We start from the raw sequence: 20,465 nt of genomic DNA, 5'->3' as shown, positions 1-20,465 counted from the left end.
CACGATGCTGGAGCACGCTGCTGGAAAAAACCGCTATGACGTCTGGGCGCCCAACGCCGGCACAGTGAAGCTGCTCGCCGGGGGTAGCGAGCACGCGATGGAACAAATTCACGACGGCGGCGCTACCGGTTGGTGGCGCGCGTCCGCCGAGGTCACCGGCAACGAAGGCGACGCGGTAGCGTACGGCTACATCGTGGACGGCGAGGGACCCTTTCCCGATCCACGCTCAAGGCGACAGCCGGACGGTGTGCATGGGCTGTCGGCCACCTTCGATCCTGCCGCTTACCACTGGGGGGATGGCGAGTGGAAGGGGCGCAGCCTCAAGGGATCCGTCATCTACGAGCTCCACCTGGGCACGTTCACTCCCGAAGGCACACTTGACGCTGCCGCCAGGAAACTGGACTACTTGGTCGACTTGGGCGTCGACTTCATCGAACTGCTGCCGGTCAACGCATTCAACGGAGTTCACAACTGGGGTTACGACGGCGTGCTTTGGTACGCCATCCACGAGCCCTACGGTGGCCCCGAGGCCTATCAACGGTTCGTCGACGCCGCCCACGCCGCTGGCTTGGGGGTCATCCAGGACGTTGTCTATAACCATCTTGGACCCAGCGGCAACTACCTTCCCAAATTTGGCCCCTACCTGAAATCGGGGGAGGGGAACACCTGGGGCGATTCGGTAAACCTCGATGGCCCGGGCTCCGATGAGGTTCGCCGGTACATTCTGGAGAATGCGGCGATGTGGCTCCGTGACTATCACGTAGACGGGCTCAGGCTGGACGCCGTGCACGCCCTGCGCGACGAACGTGCCGTGCACATCCTTGAGGACTTTGGCGCGCTGGGGGACCAGATCGAGGCGGAGACCGGCATTCCGCGAACGCTCATCGCGGAATCGGACCTGAACAATCCGCGCCTGATCTATCCCCGCAAGGACAACGGTTATGGCTTGGAAGGCCAATGGAGCGACGACTTCCACCACGCCCTCCACGTGAACCTTAGCGGTGAAACCACCGGATACTACGCCGACTTCGAGTCCCTCGCTGTCCTCGCCAAGGTCCTCAAGCACGGCTTCCTCCACGATGGCAGCTACTCAAGTTTCCGGGGACGCCACCACGGCCGGCCGATCCGGCACGACCTCGCGCATCCTTCAGCGTTGGTGGTTTGCCTGCAGAACCACGACCAAATCGGCAACCGTGCCACCGGTGACAGGCTCACGGCATCACTGTCATTTGGTCGGTTGGCGATCGGCGCAGTGCTGACCATGACATCGCCCTTCACGCCCATGCTCTTCATGGGCGAGGAATTTGGGGCTTCCACGCCGTGGCAGTTCTTCACCTCCCACCCCGAACCGGAATTGGGGAAGGCCACAGCGAAGGGCCGGATCAAGGAATTCGAACGGATGGGCTGGGACCCTGCCGTTGTGCCGGACCCCCAGGACCCCGAAACTTTCAAGCGTTCAAAGCTGGACTGGAGCGAGCCAAGCACGGGGGACCACGCACGCCTACTGCAGCTGTATCGGGATTTAGCACAGCTGCGCCGCAATACGCCGGAGCTCGTGAACGGTGGTTTCGGCGAGACCACGGTGGAGTTCGACGACGACGAGCACTGGCTGGAGTTGACCCGTGGTGCCATCCGCGTGGTGTGCAACTTTGGAGACGAGCCGTTGGATTCGCCTATGGCTGGGTCCCTGCTGCTGGCAACCGACACCGAAGTAGCCCTCGACGACGGTTCGCTGACCCTGCCCGGTGGGAGCGCCGCCGTCGTGCGCGTCCAGCAAGGCGAGCAGTGAAAAGGGTGACGGCGCCCACATTGCGGACAGCCCGAACACGGTGATCTGTGCAGTGGCAGGATGGTACGTATGACTTATTCGGCTGCGGAAAACCGCTACGAAACCATGCCCTACCGCCGCGTCGGACGCAGTGGGCTCAAGCTCCCCGCTATCTCGCTGGGCCTTTGGCACAACTTCGGCGACGACAAGCGGTTCGACGAACAGCGCGCCATCCTGCGCCGTGCCTTCGATCTGGGCGTCAACCACTTCGACCTCGCCAACAACTATGGCCCGCCGGATGGATCGGCGGAAACGAACTTCGGACGCCACCTAAAGGAAGACTTCAAGCCGTACCGTGACGAGCTCGTCATATCCACCAAGGCCGGCTACTACATGTGGCCGGGCCCCTATGGTGAATGGGGATCCCGCAAGTACCTGATCTCCAGCCTTGACCAGTCCCTGCAGCGCATGGGCCTGGACTATGTGGACATCTTCTACAGCCACCGTCCGGATCCTGAGACTCCATTGGAGGAAACAATGGGGGCGCTGGACTACGCGGTCCGGTCCGGCAAAGCCTTGTACGCAGGTATCTCTTCCTACACCCCCGAGCAAACACTCGAGGCAGCCCGGATCCTGAAGGAGCTCGGCACGCCTCTGCTGATCCACCAGCCCAGCTACTCCATGCTGAACCGGTGGACCGAGAATGGCTCGCCGAACCTCTACGAGGCACTGGACCAGGTGGGCGCCGGCTCCATCGCCTTCTCGCCTCTTGCCCAGGGCATGCTGACCAACCGCTACCTCAACGGTGTTCCGGCTGACTCGCGGGCCGCGAAGGAACGGTTCCTCTCCGAATCCGCCTTGACGGAGGACAAGCTGGACCGCGTTCGGGGACTCAACGCTATCGCCGAGGGCCGTGGACAGACCCTCGCGCAGATGGCCATCGCATGGATTCTCCGGGACCAGCCGAAGGGCTCTCCCGTAACATCCGCGCTTGTTGGAGCGTCCAGCGTTTCGCAGCTTGAAGACACGCTGAGCGCCATCAACAACCTGAAGTTCTCCATTGATGAGCTGACTGCGATCGATGAGTTCGCCGTCGAATCCGACATCAATCTGTGGGCGCAGGAGTAAACCCAGGGGAAAGACATAAAACAGAAGGGGCCGGCGGGAACAAAGCCGGCCCCTTCTCTGTTGGCTACAATGCAAGTGTGCGCCAACTGGCGCCGTGCCAATCAGTCGTGCTCTGAGCTCAGTCAGAGTTTCCGCCTGGCACCTGAGGTTTAGTTCTCAAAAGGAGTTCCGTGTCTTCACATCCGATTCGTGTTGCCATTGTCGGCGTAGGAAACTGCGCCGCATCGCTGGTCCAAGGTGTTCAGTACTATCGCGACGCTGACCCCAAGGCCACGATTCCGGGTCTGATGCACGTCGAGTTCGGCCAGTACCACGTCAACGATGTTCAGTTCGTTGCTGCTTTCGACGTCGATAGCAAGAAAGTTGGACTGGACCTTGCCGACGCCATCGGCGCCAGCGAAAACAACACCATCAAGATCGCCGACGTCCCTGCCACCGGAGTGACCGTTCAGCGTGGACATACCCTTGATGGCTTGGGCAAGTACTACCGCGAGACCATCGTCGAAGCTCCCGAGGAGGACGTCGACATCGTTGCTGCCCTCCGTGAAGCCAACGTAGACGTCATGGTTTGCTACCTGCCCGTTGGTTCGGAGCAGGCTGCCAAGTTCTACGCCCAGTGCGCCATCGACGCTGGCGTGGCTTTCGTCAATGCTCTCCCCGTCTTCATCGCCGGCACCAAGGAGTGGGCTGACAAGTTCACTGCGGCCGGTGTTCCGATTGTGGGCGACGACATCAAGAGCCAGATCGGTGCCACCATCACCCACCGCGTGATGGCCAAGCTGTTCGAGGACCGCGGCGTCACCTTGGACCGCACGTACCAGTTGAACGTTGGCGGCAACATGGACTTCAAGAACATGCTTGAGCGCGATCGTCTTGAGTCCAAGAAGATCTCCAAGACGCAGGCCGTCACCTCCAACGTTGAGGCCGACCTTCACGCTGACGACGTCCACATCGGGCCGTCCGATTACGTTGCCTGGCTTGACGACCGCAAGTGGGCCTTCGTCCGCCTCGAGGGCCGCAACTTCGGTGATGCTCCCGTTTCCCTCGAATACAAGCTCGAAGTATGGGATTCCCCAAACTCCGCTGGTGTGATCATCGACGCCATCCGCGCGGCCAAGATTGGCCTGGATCGCGGCATCGGCGGCCCGCTGCTCTCCGCGTCCAGCTACTTCATGAAGTCCCCGCCGGAGCAGTTCAACGACGACATCGCCCGCGACAAGGTGGAAGCCTTCATCCGCGGCGATATCGAGCGCTAAACCGCAACAGCACAAGCAACGCGGGGTCACTTACGGCCGATGATTCACCATCGGATGGGCCGTAAGTGACCCCGCGTTGCTTTTAAGGAGGTCAGAAGAGGCCAGTGGGATTGCCGTCGGGACCGACGTCCATGCGCATGGCGGCCGGTTCTTTGGGCAGGCCGGGCATGGTCATGACGGCTCCGGTCAGGGCGACTATGAAGCCCGCACCCGTTTTGGGAATGAGTTCGCGCACGTGTACCCGGAATCCCTTTGGCGCCCCGAGCTTGGACGCATCGTCCGTGAATGAGTATTGCGTCTTGGCCATGCAGACGGGCAGCCCGCCCCACCCATTCTTTTGGATGTCCACCAGCCGCTTCTGTGCCGGGACGGAAAATTCCACTCCGTCGGCGCCGTAGATCTCCTGCACGATGGTCCGGATCTTGTCCTCCACAGAAAGTTCCAGTGGGTACAAGTGGTGAAAATTTGAGGGCCCCTGCACTGCCGCTGCCACCTTGGCCGCGAGTTCATCCCCACCGTCGCCTCCTCCGCCCCGGCCCCAGACATCGGCGACGGCGGCTTCCACGCCTTCCGCTGCGCACCAGTTCAGCAGCCACTGAAGTTCTTCGACAGTGTCGGTGGCGAACTTGTTGATGGCAACGACCGGCGAAATGCCGAACTTGGCGACATTGCCAACATGTCGTTTGAGGTTTTCCACTCCTGCGGCTACGGCGTCCACGTTGGGTTCGCTGAGTTTGTCCTTTGGAACTCCGCCTTGCATCTTGAGCGCACGGATCGTTGCCACAACAACGACGGCGGACGGCGCCACGTCAGCGATGCGCGACTTGATGTCCATGTACTTTTCGGCACCCAGGTCTGCGCCGAATCCTGCCTCGGTGACCACGATGTCTGCCAGTTGCTGTGCAGTCCGCGTTGCGATGATGGAGTTGCACCCGTGGGCGATGTTGGCGAAAGGGCCACCGTGTACCAGTGCCGGTGTCCCGGCGATGGTCTGGACAAGGTTTGGCTTGATGGCGTCCTTCAAGAGCATTGTCAGGGCACCTTCGACACCAAGATCGGCAACAGTTACCGGTTGGCGGTCGAAGGTGTAGCCGAAGGTGATCCGGCCCAAGCGCGCACGGAGGTCGTCCAGGTCCGAAGCCAGGCAGAATACGGCCATGATTTCGGAGGCCACGGTGATGTCGAAGCCGTCTTGCCGGGGTACGCCCTGGGCAGGGCCGCCGAGTCCGATAATGATTTCCCGTAAGGAGCGGTCGTTCATGTCGATAACGCGTTTGAACGTCATGCGGCGGGGGTCGATTCCGAGCTGGTTGCCTTGGAAGATGTGGTTGTCCACGAGTGCCATGAGGGCGTTGTTGGCCGAGGTGACGGCGTGGAAGTCGCCAGTGAAGTGAAGGTTGATGTCGTCCATGGGCAGTACCTGGGAGTATCCGCCTCCGGTTGCTCCGCCCTTCATGCCAAGGATGGGTCCAAGTGACGGTTCGCGGAGCGCGATCATCACTTTGTGGCCGGCGCGTGCAAGGGAATCGGCCAGACCAACAGTGGTTGTCGATTTTCCTTCGCCGGCAGGGGTGGGGGACATGGCTGAAACGAGGACTACCTTGCCGGGCGCTTTGCCCTCGGGGAGCACTAGCTTGGCCGGAGTGATCTTGGCTTTGTAAGGTCCATAGTGTTCCAGTGCGTCCACGTTGATGCCCGCGCGTCGCGCAATTTCCTCGATGGGCAGGATGGTGGCGTTGTGGGCTATCTCAAGATCGCTCAGGCCCTTGTTTTCAGACATCGTTGTCCTTCGGCTTAGTGCTTACGCTGTGTGGGCTGACGCTCGGCGCCCTGCCTACGCTGTGCGCGACAATCTATCAGGCGCCAGCCCGTAACCGCGTGAGGTTCACCGCCCGGGGACCAGCAGGCCGCCAACAGACTCGCGATAGCTTTCCAAGGTGATCGCAGCAGTCCGCTGCCAGCCAAAGGATTCGGCATGGGTCGCGGCCAAACGGCCCATGTCCTCGCGCGTCTGTACGTCGTCGTACAAATCCTCGAGGGCATCAGCCCAGTCGGAAGGATCGTGGCCATCTACCAGGATGCCCGTCCGGCCATCGGAAATTGCGCGTGAGAGCCCACCCACGTTGGTGGCCACTACGGGGGTGCCGCACGCTTGTGCTTCCAAGGCCACGAGTCCGAATGACTCGCTGAACGAGGGCATCACCACGACGTCTGCGGAGCGGAACCAGCTGGCGAGCTCGGGCGCTACGACGGGCGGGCGATGCGTGACGACGTCGGCCAGCCCGGCCTCCTCGATGATGTGCTGCAGGTTGAAGTCCTTGGCGCCGCTGAGCGAGCCCAGAATGGTCATTTCCAGATCGATGTCAGGCCTGCGCTTCCGCAGGAGACCGGCCGCTTTGACGAAGACCTGGGGACCCTTAAGACGTTGGATCCGGCCTGCGAAGAGTATGTGGAAACTGTCCGGCCTGACATCCCGCTGGGCGCGCGACTTGCGACGGAAGGATGGCGTGAATACTTTCAAGTCCACGCCGGGAGGTGCGACGTCAATCTTGTCGATGTCGGCTCCGTAGTGGGAGACAAGCTCTTCTGCCTCGGCTGGAGTATTGGCGATGAGGCGGGCGGCACCATCAACAATTCGCTGCTCGCCGTCCTCCCGACGCCGCGGTTCGGGCCGCTCGCCGGACTCAAGAACAAGATTCTTGACCTTGGCCATGGTGTGCATGGTGTGGACCAGGGGAACACCCCAGAGCTCGGACAATTCCAGTCCGGCAACCCCGGACACCCAGTAATGGGAATGGATGATGTCGTAGCGGCCGTGGGGTTGCTGTTGCCGGATCCGATCGATCTCCTCCACCATCTGGTGAAGCAGGGCAGGCAATTCTTCCTTGGGGACTTTCCGGCGGGGTCCGGCCATCACGTTGTGGACGCATACGCCGGGTCCGGGATGCTCGACGGCGGCCTGGCCGGCTTTGGTGGAACGGGTGAAGATCTCCACCTCCACACCGGACTCGGCCAGCGCCATGGCCAAAGCCCGCACATAGACGTTCATTCCACCAGCGTCTCCGGCCCCTGGCTGTTCCATGGGGGAGGTGTGCAGTGAAAGGAATGCCACCCTACGGATCAATGGCACACTTTCCTCCTTGCCGTGAAGCCAACTTGTGAAGCCAAACCACTTTTGCCCTGCAGAAAACACTACTCCTGAAGCCGGGCACTACATGGCGCCAATCCCGGCTATGTGGACAAGGCTGCTAGCGTGTGCGCTGTGAGCCAAGAAACCCTTTTCGACATCCGCCCAGCCACGCCCGAAGATTGGCCCGGCATCTGGTCCGTCATGGAGCCGATCCTCCGTCAGGGGGAGACCTTCACCTGGGACCGCGACACAACTGAAGAAGCTGCCCGTACTAAATGGCTGAAGGAAGCGCCCGGCCAAACGTTCGTGGCCGTTCGCACTGCGGATGGGCCGCACCCGGGAGGCGAGGTGCTGGGCACTGGCGAGTTCCATGCGAACCAGTCCGGTGGCGGCAGCCATGTGGCGAACGCCGGGTATATGGTGAGCTCCAGGCATTCGGGCCAGGGAATTGCACGGGCGCTGTGTGCCTACTCGTTAAAGGAAGCCAAAGCGGCAGGATTCCGCTCCATGCAATTCAACGCTGTGGTGGAGAGCAACGTCAGGGCAGTGTGGTTGTGGCAATCCATGGGATTCCGCATCCTGGCCACGGTGCCCGAGGCCTTCGACCACCCTGAAATTGGGTACGTCGGCCTGCACGTGATGTACCGGAAGCTCTAGAAATCACTTCCAGAGTCCGCGCAGTTCCGGGAAGGCTGCCTCGTAGCCGTCAAGGAGTTGGGCGCCCAGCGAGGCCGAGCCGACCAGCGGGTGCGCAGCAAAGGCTTGCAGTGCCGCCTCCCTGTCACCGTTCCGGACAGCCCCGACCGTCAGCCGTTCCACTTCCTTGACGTGTTGCATCAAGGTGAGGAACTGGCCTCCGGGCCGTTCCTGCGCAAGCGGCATGGCGCCGTCGGGTGTTACCTCGCAGGGAACTTCGACGACGGCGTCCTCCGGCAGCCCGGTCACGGCGACTTCCGCCTCGTGTGCCAAAGAGCCGGCGACGGGTGAATTGGGCACATTGAGGATCAGCTGCGTCGTCCCGCCTCCGGATAGAGCCCGCATCACGGACAAAGCCACACGCTCATAGCCGCCCCCGGCGAGGTCTTCCTCGTCGCGGTGCTCCCCGTGAGTGCGGGCCTCGGCCAGGTAGCCTTCCTCGCGGGAGCGCCGGGCGGCATCCCACATGGCGTAGGCGTTCGAGGCTTCCACAAGGGATGGGTAGAGCGAGCTCTGTTGCTGGTGGATGGACGCCCCACGCGTTTCGCGTTGCTTCAGGATGGCTTCCGTTGCCTGTTCGGTTTGGTAATAGTAGTAAAGGTATTCATTGGGCAGGCAACCGAGTTTCTCCAGGGTGTGCTGGCCGAACAAACGCCCTTCCTCGATTCGTTCCAGCGCCCTACGATCCGATAACAGCTCCGGCAGCAGATCCCGGCCGTCGGGTGCCAACTTGTAAAGCCACCCGAGGTGGTTCAACCCGAAGTAGCCCACGCCGTCGAGCATTCCTTCTTGAAGGGGTGAACCGGCGGCCCGTGCGGCGCGTTGGACCAGGCCGCCGGCGGAATCGCAGATACCGATCACCTTTGGTCCCAGCTCCGGCACCAGCGCCTCGGTGACCATCCCGGCGGGGTTGGTGAAGTTGATGAGCCATGCATCCGGGCAATAGTGCCGCATTCCCTCGGCGAGCTCCAGCATGTGCGGAATGGAGCGGAGGGCGTAGGAGATGCCGCCCGCACCCGTGGTTTCCTGGCCCAGCAAACCGAGGTCCAGGGCCACGCGTTCGTCGGCTATCCGTCCTGCCGTTCCGCCCGGGCGGATCGCGGCGAAGACCATATCGGTGCCGGTGAGTGCCTGCCCCAGGTCAGTCGAAATAACGACGGCGGGCCGGGAACCTTCCGGCGTGGGCATATCGCGGAGGACTGCCTGGATGGCGGCGAGACGCGCGGGATCGACGTCGTAGAGCACCACCTCGTGCACCAGTCCCGCGAATGGACCCGTGCCTAAGGCACGATACACAAGGGGTACCCGGAAGCCGCCGCCACCGGCGATCATGAGCCGCATGATCCGAGTCTATGCAGCCCGGAAGGCGCAGCGTAGTGTGCCGTGCATGGACGCAATGCCCCAGCGACGTTTTGACCCCCTTGCCGCCGTGCGCACCGAGGGCGACGGCCAATGCGACCTTCTCCTGGCGGGAACGGTCTTCCAGGACATCATTTTCACCGGACTGCCGCACTCTCCCGAGCCCGGCACTGAAGTGTGGAGCGAGGGCATGGGCAGCTGCCCGGGCGGGGTTGCCAACCAGGCGATCGCCGCGGCCCGGCTTGGCCTGAGGACCAACCTGGCGGCAGCCTTTGGCGACGACGGTTACGGGGATTACAACTGGCAGATCCTTGAAAGCCAGGAGCATGTGGACTTGTCCCTGTCGCGTCGCGTCCCTGGCTGGCACTCGCCGGTTACCGTGTCCATGTGCGTGAACCAGGATCGATCCATGGTCACCCACGGGCACCCCGCGCCGATCAAAGCCTCGGACCTGATCGGAAAGCCACCCAAGGCGCTCGCGGCCGTCGCGGATCTGGGCGAGGAATTGGAACCCTGGATGCTTGCGGCGAAGTCCGCCGGAACCAAACTTTTCGGCGTGGTGGGCTGGGACCCCAGTGGAGAGTGGTCACAGCGAAGGTTGGAGCAACTGGAACACTTTTACGCTTTCCTGCCCAACGCGCCGGAGGCCATGGCGTTCACAGGCAAGACCGATCCGTGGGCGGCGCTCTATTCCCTGGCCGATCGCGTTCCAGTGGCTGTGGTGACGTTGGGCGCGCAGGGCGCCATGGCCGTGGACTCGGAGACGGGCGAAGAGGAATGGGTGCCATCGCTGCCCGTTTCTGCCTACGATCCGACCGGCGCCGGCGATTGTTTCGGGGCGGCCTTCATTGTGGGGTGCCTGGCAGGATGGCGATTGGGGGACCGCCTGCGGTTCGCCAACCTCTGTGCCTCGCTGGCTGTCCAACAAGTTGGTGGGTCTTTGGCGGCGCCTGGCTGGGGAGACATCGCGGACTGGTGGCAGCGTGCCAACGCGCGGAAGGAACGGCAATCGAGCCAGTGGCTGCGGCGCTTTGCCTTCCTTGAGCCGATCGTGAAGGACATCCCCGCTGAAGCACAAAGACGCGCCCGCGCCACGATCGCACACTTGTCCGATGCCCAGTAGGAACGGGGGGAATTGAACCCCCGTTCCCCGGCACCACTAGAATCTCTAGGGTGACTTACGAAGCAGCTGCAGATATCGGGATCGGGTCCAAGGCCTCCATAGCAAAGTCAGCGGTCCTTGAGCGTTCCGCCGTGATCGATCTTGATGCCGTGCGGCACAACGTTCGTCAGTTTGTCGCGATCGCCTCCCCGGCCTCCGTGATGGCTGTGGTGAAGGCCGATGCTTATGGCCATGGCGTGGTTCAGGTTGCACGTGCAGCCCTCGACGCCGGAGCGGCCTGGCTGGGCGTCGCCCACATTTCAGAGGCGCTCGCCTTGCGCGCAGCGGGCATAGACGCACCGTTGTTGGCGTGGCTGCACACCCGTGAAAGCAACTTCCAAGCCGCAGTTGCCGCCGGCATCGACGTCGGGATTTCCGGTTGGGAACTCGACGCCGTGGTGGCGGCCGCCCGCGAACAGGAGCGTCCCGCGCGGGTCCATTTGAAGGTGGACACAGGGCTCGGCCGGAACGGCTGCCCAATCGCCGAATGGGACCAGCTGGTGGGCCAGGCCATGGAATACCAGGACGAGGGCCTGCTTCGCGTTGTGGGCATTTTCTCCCACCTTGCGGTGGCCGACGAACCGCACCGGCCCGAAACGGACCAGCAGTTGGCGGTTTTCCGTGACGCACTCGCCATCGCTGAGGATGCCGGCGTCGATACCGAGGTCAGGCACATCGCCAACACTCCCGCTGCGCTGTCCCGGCCGGATTCGCACTTCGACCTCATCCGGGTGGGGCTCGGCATCTACGGGTTGTCGCCCTTCGAAGGAGTCACCTCCGCCGAACTTGGCCTGCACGCTGCCATGAGCGTCCGCACACTCCTCTCCAACTGCAAAAAGGTCCCGGAGGGGCAAGGCGTTTCCTACGGCCTGAAGTACCACACCAGCCAGGAGAGCACGCTGGGCCTGGTTCCCCTGGGCTACGCCGACGGGGTCCCGCGCATCGCCACGGGCGGTCCGGTTCGCGTTAACGGCGTCACCTACCCTGTGGTGGGCCAGATCGCGATGGACCAGATGGTGATTGATCTTGGACCGCTCACCCCTGAAGAAGCGGCCGGGCTTAAGGGCAGCGAAGCCGTGATGTTCGGCGACGGTGCCGATGGCGGCCCCACCGCCGATGACTGGGCGGCGGCAGCGGGAACCATCAACTATGAGATCGTGACCCGCATTAGTCCGCGGGTGCCCCGCAGTTACGTCAACGAGGTTCCGGCGCTGCCGGAGGTACACCAGGGCACCCAGGCAGCATCGGAATCGGCGACGCTATGAACGAACCACTGCTCGAACCCAGCGAACCATTGAAAGGCGGCGAACCGCTCTGGGAACGCAGACTGAAGGTTACGACGGCGGAACAAACCCACGCGCTCGGTGCAGCACTGGGCGGGGTGCTTGAGACGGGGGACCTCCTTGTCCTGACGGGGGAGTTGGGTGCGGGAAAGACGACCTTCACCCAGGGGCTGGGAGAGGGCCTGGGCGTACGTGCCGGGATCATCTCGCCTACGTTCGTGCTGGTTCGGATCCACCCAAACCTTCCGGATGGCCCGCGTCCCGGTGGCCCGGACCTGGTCCACGTCGATGCCTACAGGCTGGAATCAGCTGCTGAGATCGATGACATTGATCTCGAGAACACCATGGACTCGTCCGTCACCGTGGTGGAGTGGGGGAGGGACCGGGTTGAGCACCTCTCGGACAGCCGCCTGGAAGTGGACCTTCACCGGTCTGTGGGTGCCGAAGGCGTTGTGCCGGCTATCCATGTCGAGGACAGCGGCACGGTCCTGGACTTTGACACTGATGACGACGACGAACCACGCACCATCATTTTCCGCGGTTTTGGCCCCCGCTGGGCCGAGGCGCCGAAGCTTCTTGAAACCACGATCTCCGAAGGAGGCCACTGATGCTGATCCTGGCTATCGACACCTCGGCAGTGGCCAGTGCTGCGCTGATTTCGGATGTTGCCATGGAAGGCGTGGTGGATTCCTTTTCCACCGAGGACACCCGAAGCCATGCCGAAGTCCTTGCGCCGGGCATCGGGAAGCTGCTGGCCGGTGCCGGCGTTACCGGCGCGGACATTGACGTGATCGTCACAGGGGTGGGCCCCGGACCGTTTACCGGGCTGCGCTCAGGTATTGCCACCGCACGGACCCTGGCTTTCGTCTGGAACAAGCCGCTGTATGGGTTGATGAGCCTTGATGCGATCGCCCTCGAAGTAGCGGAGTCCACTGCGGCTGTTCCCGAATTCCTGGTGGCCACTGACGCGCGGCGCAAAGAGGTCTACTGGGCGCGGTACGTCCTTGAGGAGGGCCAGCTTCCCCAGCTCATCGACGGGCCGCATGTGGGTTTCGCCTCGGACTTACCGGACCTGCCCGTGTTTGGGGCCGGCGCTGGACTGTACGCCGACGTCCTCCGTGCCGACGAAGACTTTGCCGAGGCCCAACCGGACGCGGCGTCCCTTGGCCAGCTCGCGCTTGCCAGAATAACGGCAGGGCAGGAGCTCTTGGACTCCACACCTTTGTACTTGCGCGAATCGGACGCCCAGGTGCCGGGTCCCAGGAAGCGTGCCCTGTGATGGAAGTGGACCGATGAAACTCCCACCCAAACTGGAGCTCGCAGGAGTTTCCCTGCGCGATATGACCGAGGCTGATGTCCCGGCCGTCGAAGCCTTGGAACGTCGACTGTTCCCCGTGGATGCCTGGCCCCTGCAGATGTTCTTCGACGAGTTGTCCCAGCCGGAGACACGCCGCTACGTGGTGGCCCAGGTTGAGGGCCAGATCGTGGCCTACGCCGGATTAATGTGCATTGAGCCGATCGCGGACGTCCAGACGATCGCCGTCGTTCCCGAATTCGAAGGCAAAGGCATCGGTTCTGCCATCCTGACCGAGCTGATCGAGGAGGCGCGGCGGCGTCACGCGGCGGACGTCCTCCTGGAGGTGCGCGCGGACAACCCCCGTGCACAGCAGCTGTATCTGCGTTTCGGATTCGAACAGATCCATGTCCGGCCGCGGTATTACCGGGACGGTACGGATGCGTTGATCATGCGCCTGCCCCTGAATAACCCATGACACTGAACACGTCACATTCCATAGAAGGAGCCAACGCGTGAGCGGCCCTTATCCAGAACAGCCGAAACAGCCGTTGGTGCTGGGCATCGAATCGTCCTGCGACGAAACCGGCGTCGGAATCGTGCGCGGTACAACCCTGCTGACAAACACGGTGTCCTCCTCCATGGACGAGCACGTGCGCTTTGGTGGCGTCATCCCTGAGATCGCTTCGCGTGCCCATTTGGATGCCTTTGTGCCCACGCTTCAGGAGGCGCTGCATGAAGCCGGAGTGACTCTGGAGGAAATCGACGCCATTGCCGTCACATCAGGGCCGGGCCTGGCGGGCGCCCTCATGGTTGGTGTCTGCGCCGCGAAGGCCCTGGCCGTCGCTACGGGCAAGCCGCTCTACGCGATCAACCACCTGGTAGCGCACGTTGGCGTGGGGCTGCTGGATTCAAGGCCCGACGCCGGTGCTGCCGCCGGCCTGGGTGCCGGCCACTTGCCGCAGAACCTCGGTGCGCTCCTGGTTTCCGGTGGCCATACGGAGATCCTCCGTATCCGCAGCATTACAGATGACGTGGAGCTCCTTGGTTCGACCATCGATGACGCCGCCGGTGAAGCCTACGACAAAGTTGCCCGGATCCTGGGCCTTGGCTACCCGGGTGGCCCCGCCATCGACAAGCTGGCACGCCACGGCAACCCGAAGTCCATCCGCTTTCCGCGCGGCCTCACCCAGCCCAAATACATGGGCACCGCGGAGGAGAAGGGGCCCCACCGCTATGACTGGTCCTTCAGCGGCCTGAAGACCGCGGTGGCCCGGTGCGTGGAGCAATTCGAAGCCCGCGAGGAAGAAGTACCCGTAGCCGATATCGCAGCGGCATTCCAGGAGGCCGTGGTGGACGTCATCAGTTCAAAGGCGGTCCTGGCCTGCAGGGAGCACGGCATTACCGACGTGCTCCTTGGTGGAGGTGTTGCTGCCAACTCGAGGCTGCGTGAATTGACCGGCCAACGGTGTGTGTCGGCGGGCATCAGGCTGCATGTGCCGCCACTGGACCTCTGCACGGACAACGGTGCCATGGTGGCAGCCCTCGGTGCTCAACTGGTCATGGCCCGAATCGGGCCCAGCGGAATAGCGTTCGCGCCGGATTCCTCCATGCCCGTTACTACGGTGTCGGTGGCTGCGTAACTCCACCCAACTATGCGTCGGGGCCTTTACGCATCTGCTGTACGAGGTCCATGACCACTGCCTGCAGGTCCCCGTTGTGTTCGGCGGCCACGCGGCGCTGGCGCTGGTAGCTGGCGCCGCGTTCAATGATCTTCATGACGTCGGCCAGTTCCTCAGAGCATCCGAGCTTGGCTGCCACGGGTTCCAAGCGTGCGACCGTTTCTGCGAGGTGCTCGGTGACCAATTGCTCGTTGCCCTTGGCATCGAGGATGATGATGGCTTCCATGCCGTAGCGCGCTGCACGCCACTTGTTCTCCTGGACGTGCCAGGGCGGCATGGTGGGAATGCTCCCGCCGGCGTCGAGGATGGAGGAGAACTCGTCCACGAGGCACTGTGTGAGTGCGGCGATGGCGCCCACTTCCTCAAGGGTGGCCAGGCCATCGCAAATGCGCATCTCGATAGTGCCCAGGTTGTAAACAGGCCGGATGTCCCAGCGGATCTCGGAAATGGCGTCGATGACACCTGTGGTGAACATGTCCTGGACATAGGACTCGTATGCTTCCCAGGTTTCGAACTGGAACGGCAGGCCAGCGGTGGGGAGCTGTTGGAACATGAGGGCCCGCTGGGATGCGTAGCCGGTTTCTTCGCCGGCCCAGAAGGGGCTGGAGGCGGACAGTGCCTGGAAGTGCGGGAAGTAGTTGACCAGGCCGTCCAGGATGGGGAGTACTTTGTCCCGGCGATCGATGCCTACGTGGACGTGGACACCATAGATGACCATTTGGCGTCCCCACCATTGGGTCCGCTCGATCAGCTTGGCGTAACGCTCCTTGTCGGTGACCGGCTGGAGCAGGGGAGGGCTGAACGGATGGCTGCCTGCGCAGAACACCTCCACTCCCATGGGGTCGGTGACTTCGCGGACAGCGGCGAGGGAGCGGTTGAGGTCCTCTTTTGCTTCCTTGACCGTTTCGCAGATTCCGGTAACGAGTTCCACCGTGTTCAGGAGCAGTTCGCGCTTGATGTGGGGGTGTTCGTCGTCTTCGTTGAGGTCCGGATGGTTCGCAGCGACACCCTTGAGGACGTCGTTCGCCACTGAAACCAGTTCTCCGGTGCGTGCATTGACGAGCGCCAACTCCCATTCCACACCCAGTGTCGATTGCCTGGATGGCGCAAACTCAATCTGCACGTAGTCCCCTCGTTGCTTGTTTCTGCTGGACTTTCTGCTGGACGCAACCCGCTGCGGGGCCGTCAGCGGTCGGCTCAAGTCTAGTGCAGCCGGAGCATGGCTGATTGCGGACAGGGCGAAGTTAAGCGCCGCGACACATCGCAAGCGAATTGCTAATGAGAATGGTTTTCAATTAGAATCCTTCCATGCACCTCACCGTTGTCAGCTCCCTGGACAGTCAGTGCCGCGAAGCGGCCACCGCCCGGCTTGGTCGAACCCACACGAACTCCGTCGTCGTTCTTCACGACCTCCTGGATGGTTCCTTGGTCATGCGGCGCGTCTACAGGGGAGGCCAGTTGTTTGAGCGCGAAACAACCGTTCTGGAACACGGTTGCCTCAGCTGTACGGTCAAGCTGGATGTCGTACCGACGGCGGAGCGCCTCGCCGCTTGCGGGTTCGACCACGTGGTCCTGGGCCTGCCACCCGGCGTCCCGGCAGGGATGGCAGTCGCGGAACTCCGGCGCGGCCTCACCCGGACTGCCGTCATGGACAACGCCATCCTGGCCTTGGACCCCGTGGATCTCGACGATCACATCTGGGACCGGCACACCCTCTTTGAATCCGGCTTCACATCGATGCCGGAGGATGAACGGACCAGCGGCGAGTTCCTGATCGGCGAGTTCGGGCAGGTGGATACTGTCATGTTGCACCCGGGCTTGGGAGCGGAATTGTCCGGAAATCCCCGCATGGGATCCGAAGAATGGGTGACTGGCGTGGAGCTGCTTGGGCAGCTGGCACCGCACGCTGCAGCAATCGGTGCGGCCGATGACTTCAGATCGGGCTGCTTCGACGACGCCGAAGCGGCCGCACGCACCCGGCCCGGAGTGGTCTGCGTGCCTTTGGATGATTCTCCGGGTTCCTTCCGAACCGTCCTCCACAAGGCCGGGCGGCCGCTGCACCCCGGCCGTTTCCGTGAAGCACTTCCCCAACTCGCGGCCGGAACCCACTGGCTCCGCGGACGCTTGTGGATCGCCTCGGCTGCCAAGATCCGGATTGCGGTACAGGGAATTGGTCCCCGGGTGTGGCTTGAGAGCACCGGAACCTGGCTGGCGGACGCACCTGCCGCAGGTCGCAAAGGCAAGGTGGGAGCCGACGTCGACGCCGTCCTTGACTGGCACCCGAACTACGGCGACCGCGGAACGGTCCTGGCCATTACCGGACGCTCCGAGGACATCGACCCCCAGGAAATCCGCGCCCTCCTGGAGGGCTGCCAATTAACGGAGGCCGAGATGGAACTCGACTTTGGTGTCTGGGAGGATCCCCTGGAACTTAGCGAAGCATTTTAGCCAGCCACCCCAAAAACCAACCCACCAACAAGAAGGAGAAAAACCATGAAGGTCAGGAACTCACTGCGTGCCCTCAAGAAGATTCCGGGCGCACAGATCGTCCGACGCCGTGGGCGCACGTTCGTCATCAACAAGAACAACCCGCGAATGAAGGCCCGCCAGGGCTAACGGCGCGGAAGCGCAAAGGGCCCGTTGTTTAATGGGTGAATGCCAATCCTGAACAAAGACATGTCCCTGTGCATTTCGCTCGCGGCCCGGCCCAGCAACATTGGGACCAGGTTCCACAATTATTTGTACGACCTGCTCGGACTGAACTTTGTCTACAAGGCATTCGCCCCGGCGGACATCACTCTTGCAGTGGCTGGCATCCGCGGCCTCCCCATCAGGGGAGCCGCGGTTTCCATGCCCTACAAGGAAGCGGTCATCCCGCTCGTGGACGTGATGGATCCCTCGGCAAAGGCCATCGACTCGGTCAACACGATTGTCAACAACGACGGCGTCCTGACCGCATATAACACCGACTACATCGCCATTGCCCGCCTGCTGAAGGACCATAGAGTACCCAGCAGCCACACCGTGTTGCTGCGAGGAGCCGGAGGAATGGCGAAAGCGGTGGCCGCAGCCCTTCGCGATGCAGGCTTTACGTCCGTGACCATCGTTGCCCGCAACGAAACCACAGGCCGTGCGCTCGCGGACCTTTACGGTTTCGCCTGGCAGGACGACGTCAACGGATCCACGGCGGACCTGATCATCAATGTCACGCCCTTGGGCATGGCTGGTGCGGACGAAAGGGCACAGTCCTTTGACGACGCAACCATTGCGGCGGCAAAGATAGTGTTCGACGTCGTCGCCCTACCCTCCGAGACGCCCCTCATCACGGCTGCCCGGCAGGCCGGCAAGCCGGTGATCACTGGAGCGGAAGTCATCGCCATCCAGGCAGAGGAGCAGTTCGTCCTGTACACGGGCGTCCGCCCGAGTGCTGAGCAGGTCCGCGAAGCCTCGGAATTCTCCCGACGCTGACGCGGACTAGAACGTCACGGGCTCCACCGCTACGGCCACTCTTTCCTCGCCAATCCTGGTCAGGACAAGGGTGGCCGTTTTTGCGGGCTTGCTGTCTCGCTTGGATGGAAGCAGTTGTTTCCGCAGTTCTTCGGGAGTGACAGCGGTGCCGCGCTTCTTGATGTCCAGCACCGAGATGCCGTTCGCTTTCACCCAGGCTTTGAGGGCTTTGACGTTGTATGGCATGACCTCCAGCACCCTGTAGGCCTTGGCAAAAGGCGAGTCATGGAGTTCCGGGGCGCAGATGTAGGCGATATGTTCATCCACCAGGTGGCCGCCCAGGCGTTCTGCGACGTCGGCCACCAGGCCTGCGCGGATGACCGCACCGTCAGGTTCGTAGAGGAACCCCTCAACCGGCCCGACGGCGGCTACCGGGCCGCCGTCGAAATCCTCACCGCTGGTGAGCTCGGCAGCGCCCTGGGAGCCGATGACAAGTGCCGCGCGCCGGATCCCGGGGCGGGCCACGGCGTTGAACCACAGGGTGACCTCCGTGACGTCGCCACCTACGGAGACCCACTGCGCTTCACAGTTCGCCGGAACCGAGTCGTGGGGCATGCCAGGACCCATCTTGACGCCGACCGCACGGCCGGCTGCGGCCAGGCCTTCAACGAACGACAACGGGGGAGAGAATGCTTCCGGATCCCAGATCCGCTTTGTCCCGGACGTCGAGGTTGTGCGCCGTGCGGGATCCAGCCACACGCCGTCGATCCCGCCCAGTTCCACTGACGTGGCATCCGAATGCACCACTGTGGCGTGCGGGAAGGGCATGAGGTTGATCGTGGCGCAAGCCGCGGTGGTTTCATCCATCTCCACTGCAGTCACGGCAATGTCCATCGAGGCCAAGGCCATGGAGTCGGCTCCAAGGCCGCAGCCAAGGTCTGCTACGTGGGAAATGCCGGCCTTGGCAAAACGCTCGGCGTGCCGGGCCGCGACGTTGAGGCGCGTCGCCTGCTCGAGTCCGGCCTGGGTGAACAGCATCTGGCGGGCGAACTCGCCGAACTTGGCCTCGGCGCGGGTTCGGAGCCGGGACTGCGTGAGTACCGCGGCCACCAGCTCAGGGGAGTGGCCTGACTTTCGAAGATCGGCGTTCATGCTGAACGCATCGGCTTCGCGGTACGGCCCCAGCGAGGCAAGGAGTTCCCATCCTTCAGTGGTCAGCAAGGGTGCGATCTGTTCCTGCGGTGCATGAGACATGGGATCAAGCCTAACGGGGCGCGCCTTGACGCCGTGAGTTGGGAATCAGCCCGATAGGGTTGTTTTCATGGAAGACAACGCAGCTCCGCAGCCCTCCGACACGAACAACCCGGGCGGGAACCGCCCCGCTGCCCCGGGAGCTTCAGAGCATTCCGCCGGCCGGTCCCTTGTGGCGTTTGCCCGTCCTGCCTTGATCGCGGGGGCCGTGATCGCGGTAATCTGCGTTGCCCTGCTGATCGTCATCTTCGTCCTGGACTCATTCAACGCAGCTGCCTACTCCGTCACAGGCAAGAGCGTGAACGACGCTACTGATGAAGCCCGCGATATCCGGGACCTCTACAGCGGGGCCCGCATTGGCGGGATTATCGCCCTGGTGATTTCCGGCGTCGTCGCCCTGGCAGCCGCCGTCGTGCTGTATTTGAATCGCGGATCGGCACCTGTGGATGAGGATGACGACGGCGAAGACTACGATCTGGATGACCTCACCGGGCGGTAACGGGAGTTCACCAACGACGAAATTCTGGCACTCACCTTGACCGAGTGCTAACGCTTACATAGAGTCTTGTTAGCACTCTCCCCCGGAGGGTGCTAATCACGCCAGGCGTCCACCGGCACCGCGACGACGGTTGCACGCCACGGCACCCTAGTTCTTAGTCCATGAATCAGCTCATGAAAAGGAGAGTCCGAGTGTCGGTCTCGATTAAGCCTCTTGAGGATCGTATTGTTGTTCGCCCGCTCGAAGCAGAGCAGACCACGGCTTCCGGCCTGGTAATTCCGGACTCCGCACAGGAGAAGCCGCAGGAAGGCGAAGTTGTTGCAATCGGCCCCGGCCGCTTCGATGACAACGGCAACCGCGTGCCGGTTGACGTAGCTGTTGGCGACGTCGTTATCTACTCCAAGTACGGTGGAACCGAAGTCAAGACCGGCGGCAACGAGTACCTCGTTCTGTCCGCCCGCGACGTCCTTGCGATCGTCGTAAAGTAACTTCCTGGAGCCCCGCACCGCA

At 62.8% G+C, this 20,465-nt stretch carries 20 protein-coding genes; 15 read left to right on the top strand and 5 right to left on the bottom strand.

The window, feature by feature from the left end:
* Nucleotides 1-4: 4 nt before the first annotated feature.
* The 3 genes from treZ (at nucleotide 5) to LDN82_RS15740 (ending at nucleotide 4,152) form a co-directional block, all read left to right on the top strand.
* Nucleotides 5-1,789: a malto-oligosyltrehalose trehalohydrolase gene (gene treZ, locus LDN82_RS15750; RefSeq protein WP_224164973.1), complete on the top strand. Its 1,785-nt coding sequence runs from the start codon at nucleotides 5-7 to the stop codon at nucleotides 1,787-1,789.
* Between the two features lie 69 nt (nucleotides 1,790-1,858).
* Entirely contained in the window at nucleotides 1,859-2,896 is a 1,038-nt protein-coding gene (gene mgrA, locus LDN82_RS15745) for an L-glyceraldehyde 3-phosphate reductase (RefSeq protein WP_224164972.1), read from the top strand.
* 170 nt (nucleotides 2,897-3,066) lie between these two features.
* Nucleotides 3,067-4,152, top strand: coding sequence for an inositol-3-phosphate synthase (locus LDN82_RS15740; RefSeq protein WP_224088285.1), 1,086 nt, complete (start codon nucleotides 3,067-3,069; stop codon nucleotides 4,150-4,152).
* A gap of 91 nt (nucleotides 4,153-4,243) precedes the next feature.
* On the opposite strand, the gene LDN82_RS15735 is transcribed toward LDN82_RS15740, so the two are convergent.
* Both LDN82_RS15735 and mshA read right to left on the bottom strand, forming a co-directional pair.
* Entirely contained in the window at nucleotides 4,244-5,932 is a 1,689-nt protein-coding gene (locus LDN82_RS15735; protein ID WP_224164971.1) for a formate--tetrahydrofolate ligase, read from the bottom strand.
* A gap of 105 nt (nucleotides 5,933-6,037) precedes the next feature.
* On the bottom strand, nucleotides 6,038-7,282 hold the full coding sequence (gene mshA, locus LDN82_RS15730) for a D-inositol-3-phosphate glycosyltransferase (RefSeq protein WP_224164970.1): 1,245 nt from the start codon (nucleotides 7,280-7,282) through the stop codon (nucleotides 6,038-6,040).
* Nucleotides 7,283-7,405: 123 nt separating this feature from the next.
* Between mshA and LDN82_RS15725 the strand changes: the two genes are divergently transcribed.
* Nucleotides 7,406-7,939, top strand: a complete 534-nt coding sequence (locus LDN82_RS15725) for an N-acetyltransferase (RefSeq protein WP_224164969.1) — start codon at nucleotides 7,406-7,408, stop codon at nucleotides 7,937-7,939.
* A gap of 3 nt (nucleotides 7,940-7,942) precedes the next feature.
* On the opposite strand, the gene LDN82_RS15720 is transcribed toward LDN82_RS15725, so the two are convergent.
* Entirely contained in the window at nucleotides 7,943-9,319 is a 1,377-nt protein-coding gene (locus LDN82_RS15720; protein ID WP_224164968.1) for a 6-phospho-beta-glucosidase, read from the bottom strand.
* Nucleotides 9,320-9,365: 46 nt separating this feature from the next.
* On the opposite strand from LDN82_RS15720, the gene LDN82_RS15715 reads away from it, so the two are divergent.
* The 6 genes from LDN82_RS15715 to tsaD are packed head-to-tail and all read left to right on the top strand — an operon-like array spanning nucleotide 9,366 to nucleotide 14,719.
* Nucleotides 9,366-10,460, top strand: coding sequence for a carbohydrate kinase family protein (locus LDN82_RS15715; protein WP_224088279.1), 1,095 nt, complete (start codon nucleotides 9,366-9,368; stop codon nucleotides 10,458-10,460).
* 50 nt (nucleotides 10,461-10,510) lie between these two features.
* Nucleotides 10,511-11,764 (top strand): alanine racemase, encoded by a 1,254-nt coding sequence (alr, locus tag LDN82_RS15710; RefSeq protein ID WP_224088277.1) that lies wholly within the window; start codon nucleotides 10,511-10,513, stop codon nucleotides 11,762-11,764.
* Entirely contained in the window at nucleotides 11,761-12,390 is a 630-nt protein-coding gene (gene tsaE, locus LDN82_RS15705; protein WP_224164967.1) for a tRNA (adenosine(37)-N6)-threonylcarbamoyltransferase complex ATPase subunit type 1 TsaE, read from the top strand. The genes alr and tsaE overlap by 4 nt, the downstream gene beginning before the upstream one ends.
* Entirely contained in the window at nucleotides 12,390-13,061 is a 672-nt protein-coding gene (gene tsaB, locus LDN82_RS15700; protein WP_224164965.1) for a tRNA (adenosine(37)-N6)-threonylcarbamoyltransferase complex dimerization subunit type 1 TsaB, read from the top strand. Before tsaE ends, tsaB begins: the two co-directional genes overlap by 1 nt.
* A gap of 13 nt (nucleotides 13,062-13,074) precedes the next feature.
* Complete coding sequence (gene rimI / locus LDN82_RS15695; RefSeq protein WP_224088273.1) at nucleotides 13,075-13,554, top strand: ribosomal protein S18-alanine N-acetyltransferase; 480 nt, start codon at nucleotides 13,075-13,077, stop codon at nucleotides 13,552-13,554.
* 37 nt (nucleotides 13,555-13,591) lie between these two features.
* Nucleotides 13,592-14,719: a tRNA (adenosine(37)-N6)-threonylcarbamoyltransferase complex transferase subunit TsaD gene (gene tsaD / locus LDN82_RS15690; RefSeq protein WP_224164963.1), complete on the top strand. Its 1,128-nt coding sequence runs from the start codon at nucleotides 13,592-13,594 to the stop codon at nucleotides 14,717-14,719.
* Nucleotides 14,720-14,729: 10 nt separating this feature from the next.
* Here the strand turns inward: tsaD and LDN82_RS15685 are convergent, their stop codons facing one another.
* Complete coding sequence (locus tag LDN82_RS15685; RefSeq protein ID WP_224164962.1) at nucleotides 14,730-15,881, bottom strand: glutamate--cysteine ligase; 1,152 nt, start codon at nucleotides 15,879-15,881, stop codon at nucleotides 14,730-14,732.
* Between the two features lie 185 nt (nucleotides 15,882-16,066).
* Between LDN82_RS15685 and LDN82_RS15680 the strand changes: the two genes are divergently transcribed.
* The 3 genes from LDN82_RS15680 to LDN82_RS15670 are packed head-to-tail and all read left to right on the top strand — an operon-like array spanning nucleotide 16,067 to nucleotide 18,226.
* On the top strand, nucleotides 16,067-17,206 hold the full coding sequence (locus LDN82_RS15680) for a GTP-binding protein (protein WP_224164961.1): 1,140 nt from the start codon (nucleotides 16,067-16,069) through the stop codon (nucleotides 17,204-17,206).
* A 45-nt stretch (nucleotides 17,207-17,251) separates the two neighbouring features.
* Nucleotides 17,252-17,374: a type B 50S ribosomal protein L36 gene (ykgO, locus tag LDN82_RS15675; RefSeq protein WP_011775528.1), complete on the top strand. Its 123-nt coding sequence runs from the start codon at nucleotides 17,252-17,254 to the stop codon at nucleotides 17,372-17,374.
* A 39-nt stretch (nucleotides 17,375-17,413) separates the two neighbouring features.
* Nucleotides 17,414-18,226 carry a shikimate 5-dehydrogenase gene (locus tag LDN82_RS15670; RefSeq protein WP_224164960.1) on the top strand — a complete coding sequence of 271 codons (813 nt, stop codon included), beginning with the start codon at nucleotides 17,414-17,416 and terminating at the stop codon, nucleotides 18,224-18,226.
* A 6-nt stretch (nucleotides 18,227-18,232) separates the two neighbouring features.
* On the opposite strand, the gene LDN82_RS15665 is transcribed toward LDN82_RS15670, so the two are convergent.
* A complete protein-coding gene (locus LDN82_RS15665; RefSeq protein WP_224164959.1) occupies nucleotides 18,233-19,459 on the bottom strand; it encodes a class I SAM-dependent methyltransferase in 1,227 nt (408 codons plus the stop codon).
* A 67-nt stretch (nucleotides 19,460-19,526) separates the two neighbouring features.
* Between LDN82_RS15665 and LDN82_RS15660 the strand changes: the two genes are divergently transcribed.
* Both LDN82_RS15660 and groES read left to right on the top strand, forming a co-directional pair.
* On the top strand, nucleotides 19,527-19,955 hold the full coding sequence (locus LDN82_RS15660) for a hypothetical protein (protein ID WP_224088267.1): 429 nt from the start codon (nucleotides 19,527-19,529) through the stop codon (nucleotides 19,953-19,955).
* Between the two features lie 191 nt (nucleotides 19,956-20,146).
* Nucleotides 20,147-20,443: a co-chaperone GroES gene (gene groES / locus LDN82_RS15655; protein ID WP_011775524.1), complete on the top strand. Its 297-nt coding sequence runs from the start codon at nucleotides 20,147-20,149 to the stop codon at nucleotides 20,441-20,443.
* The last annotated feature ends 22 nt before the right edge of the window (nucleotides 20,444-20,465 follow it).

The organism is Arthrobacter sp. StoSoilA2 (genome assembly GCF_019977195.1).
GTDB lineage: Bacteria > Actinomycetota > Actinomycetes > Actinomycetales > Micrococcaceae > Arthrobacter.
This window is presented reverse-complemented; position numbering and strand designations above follow the sequence as displayed.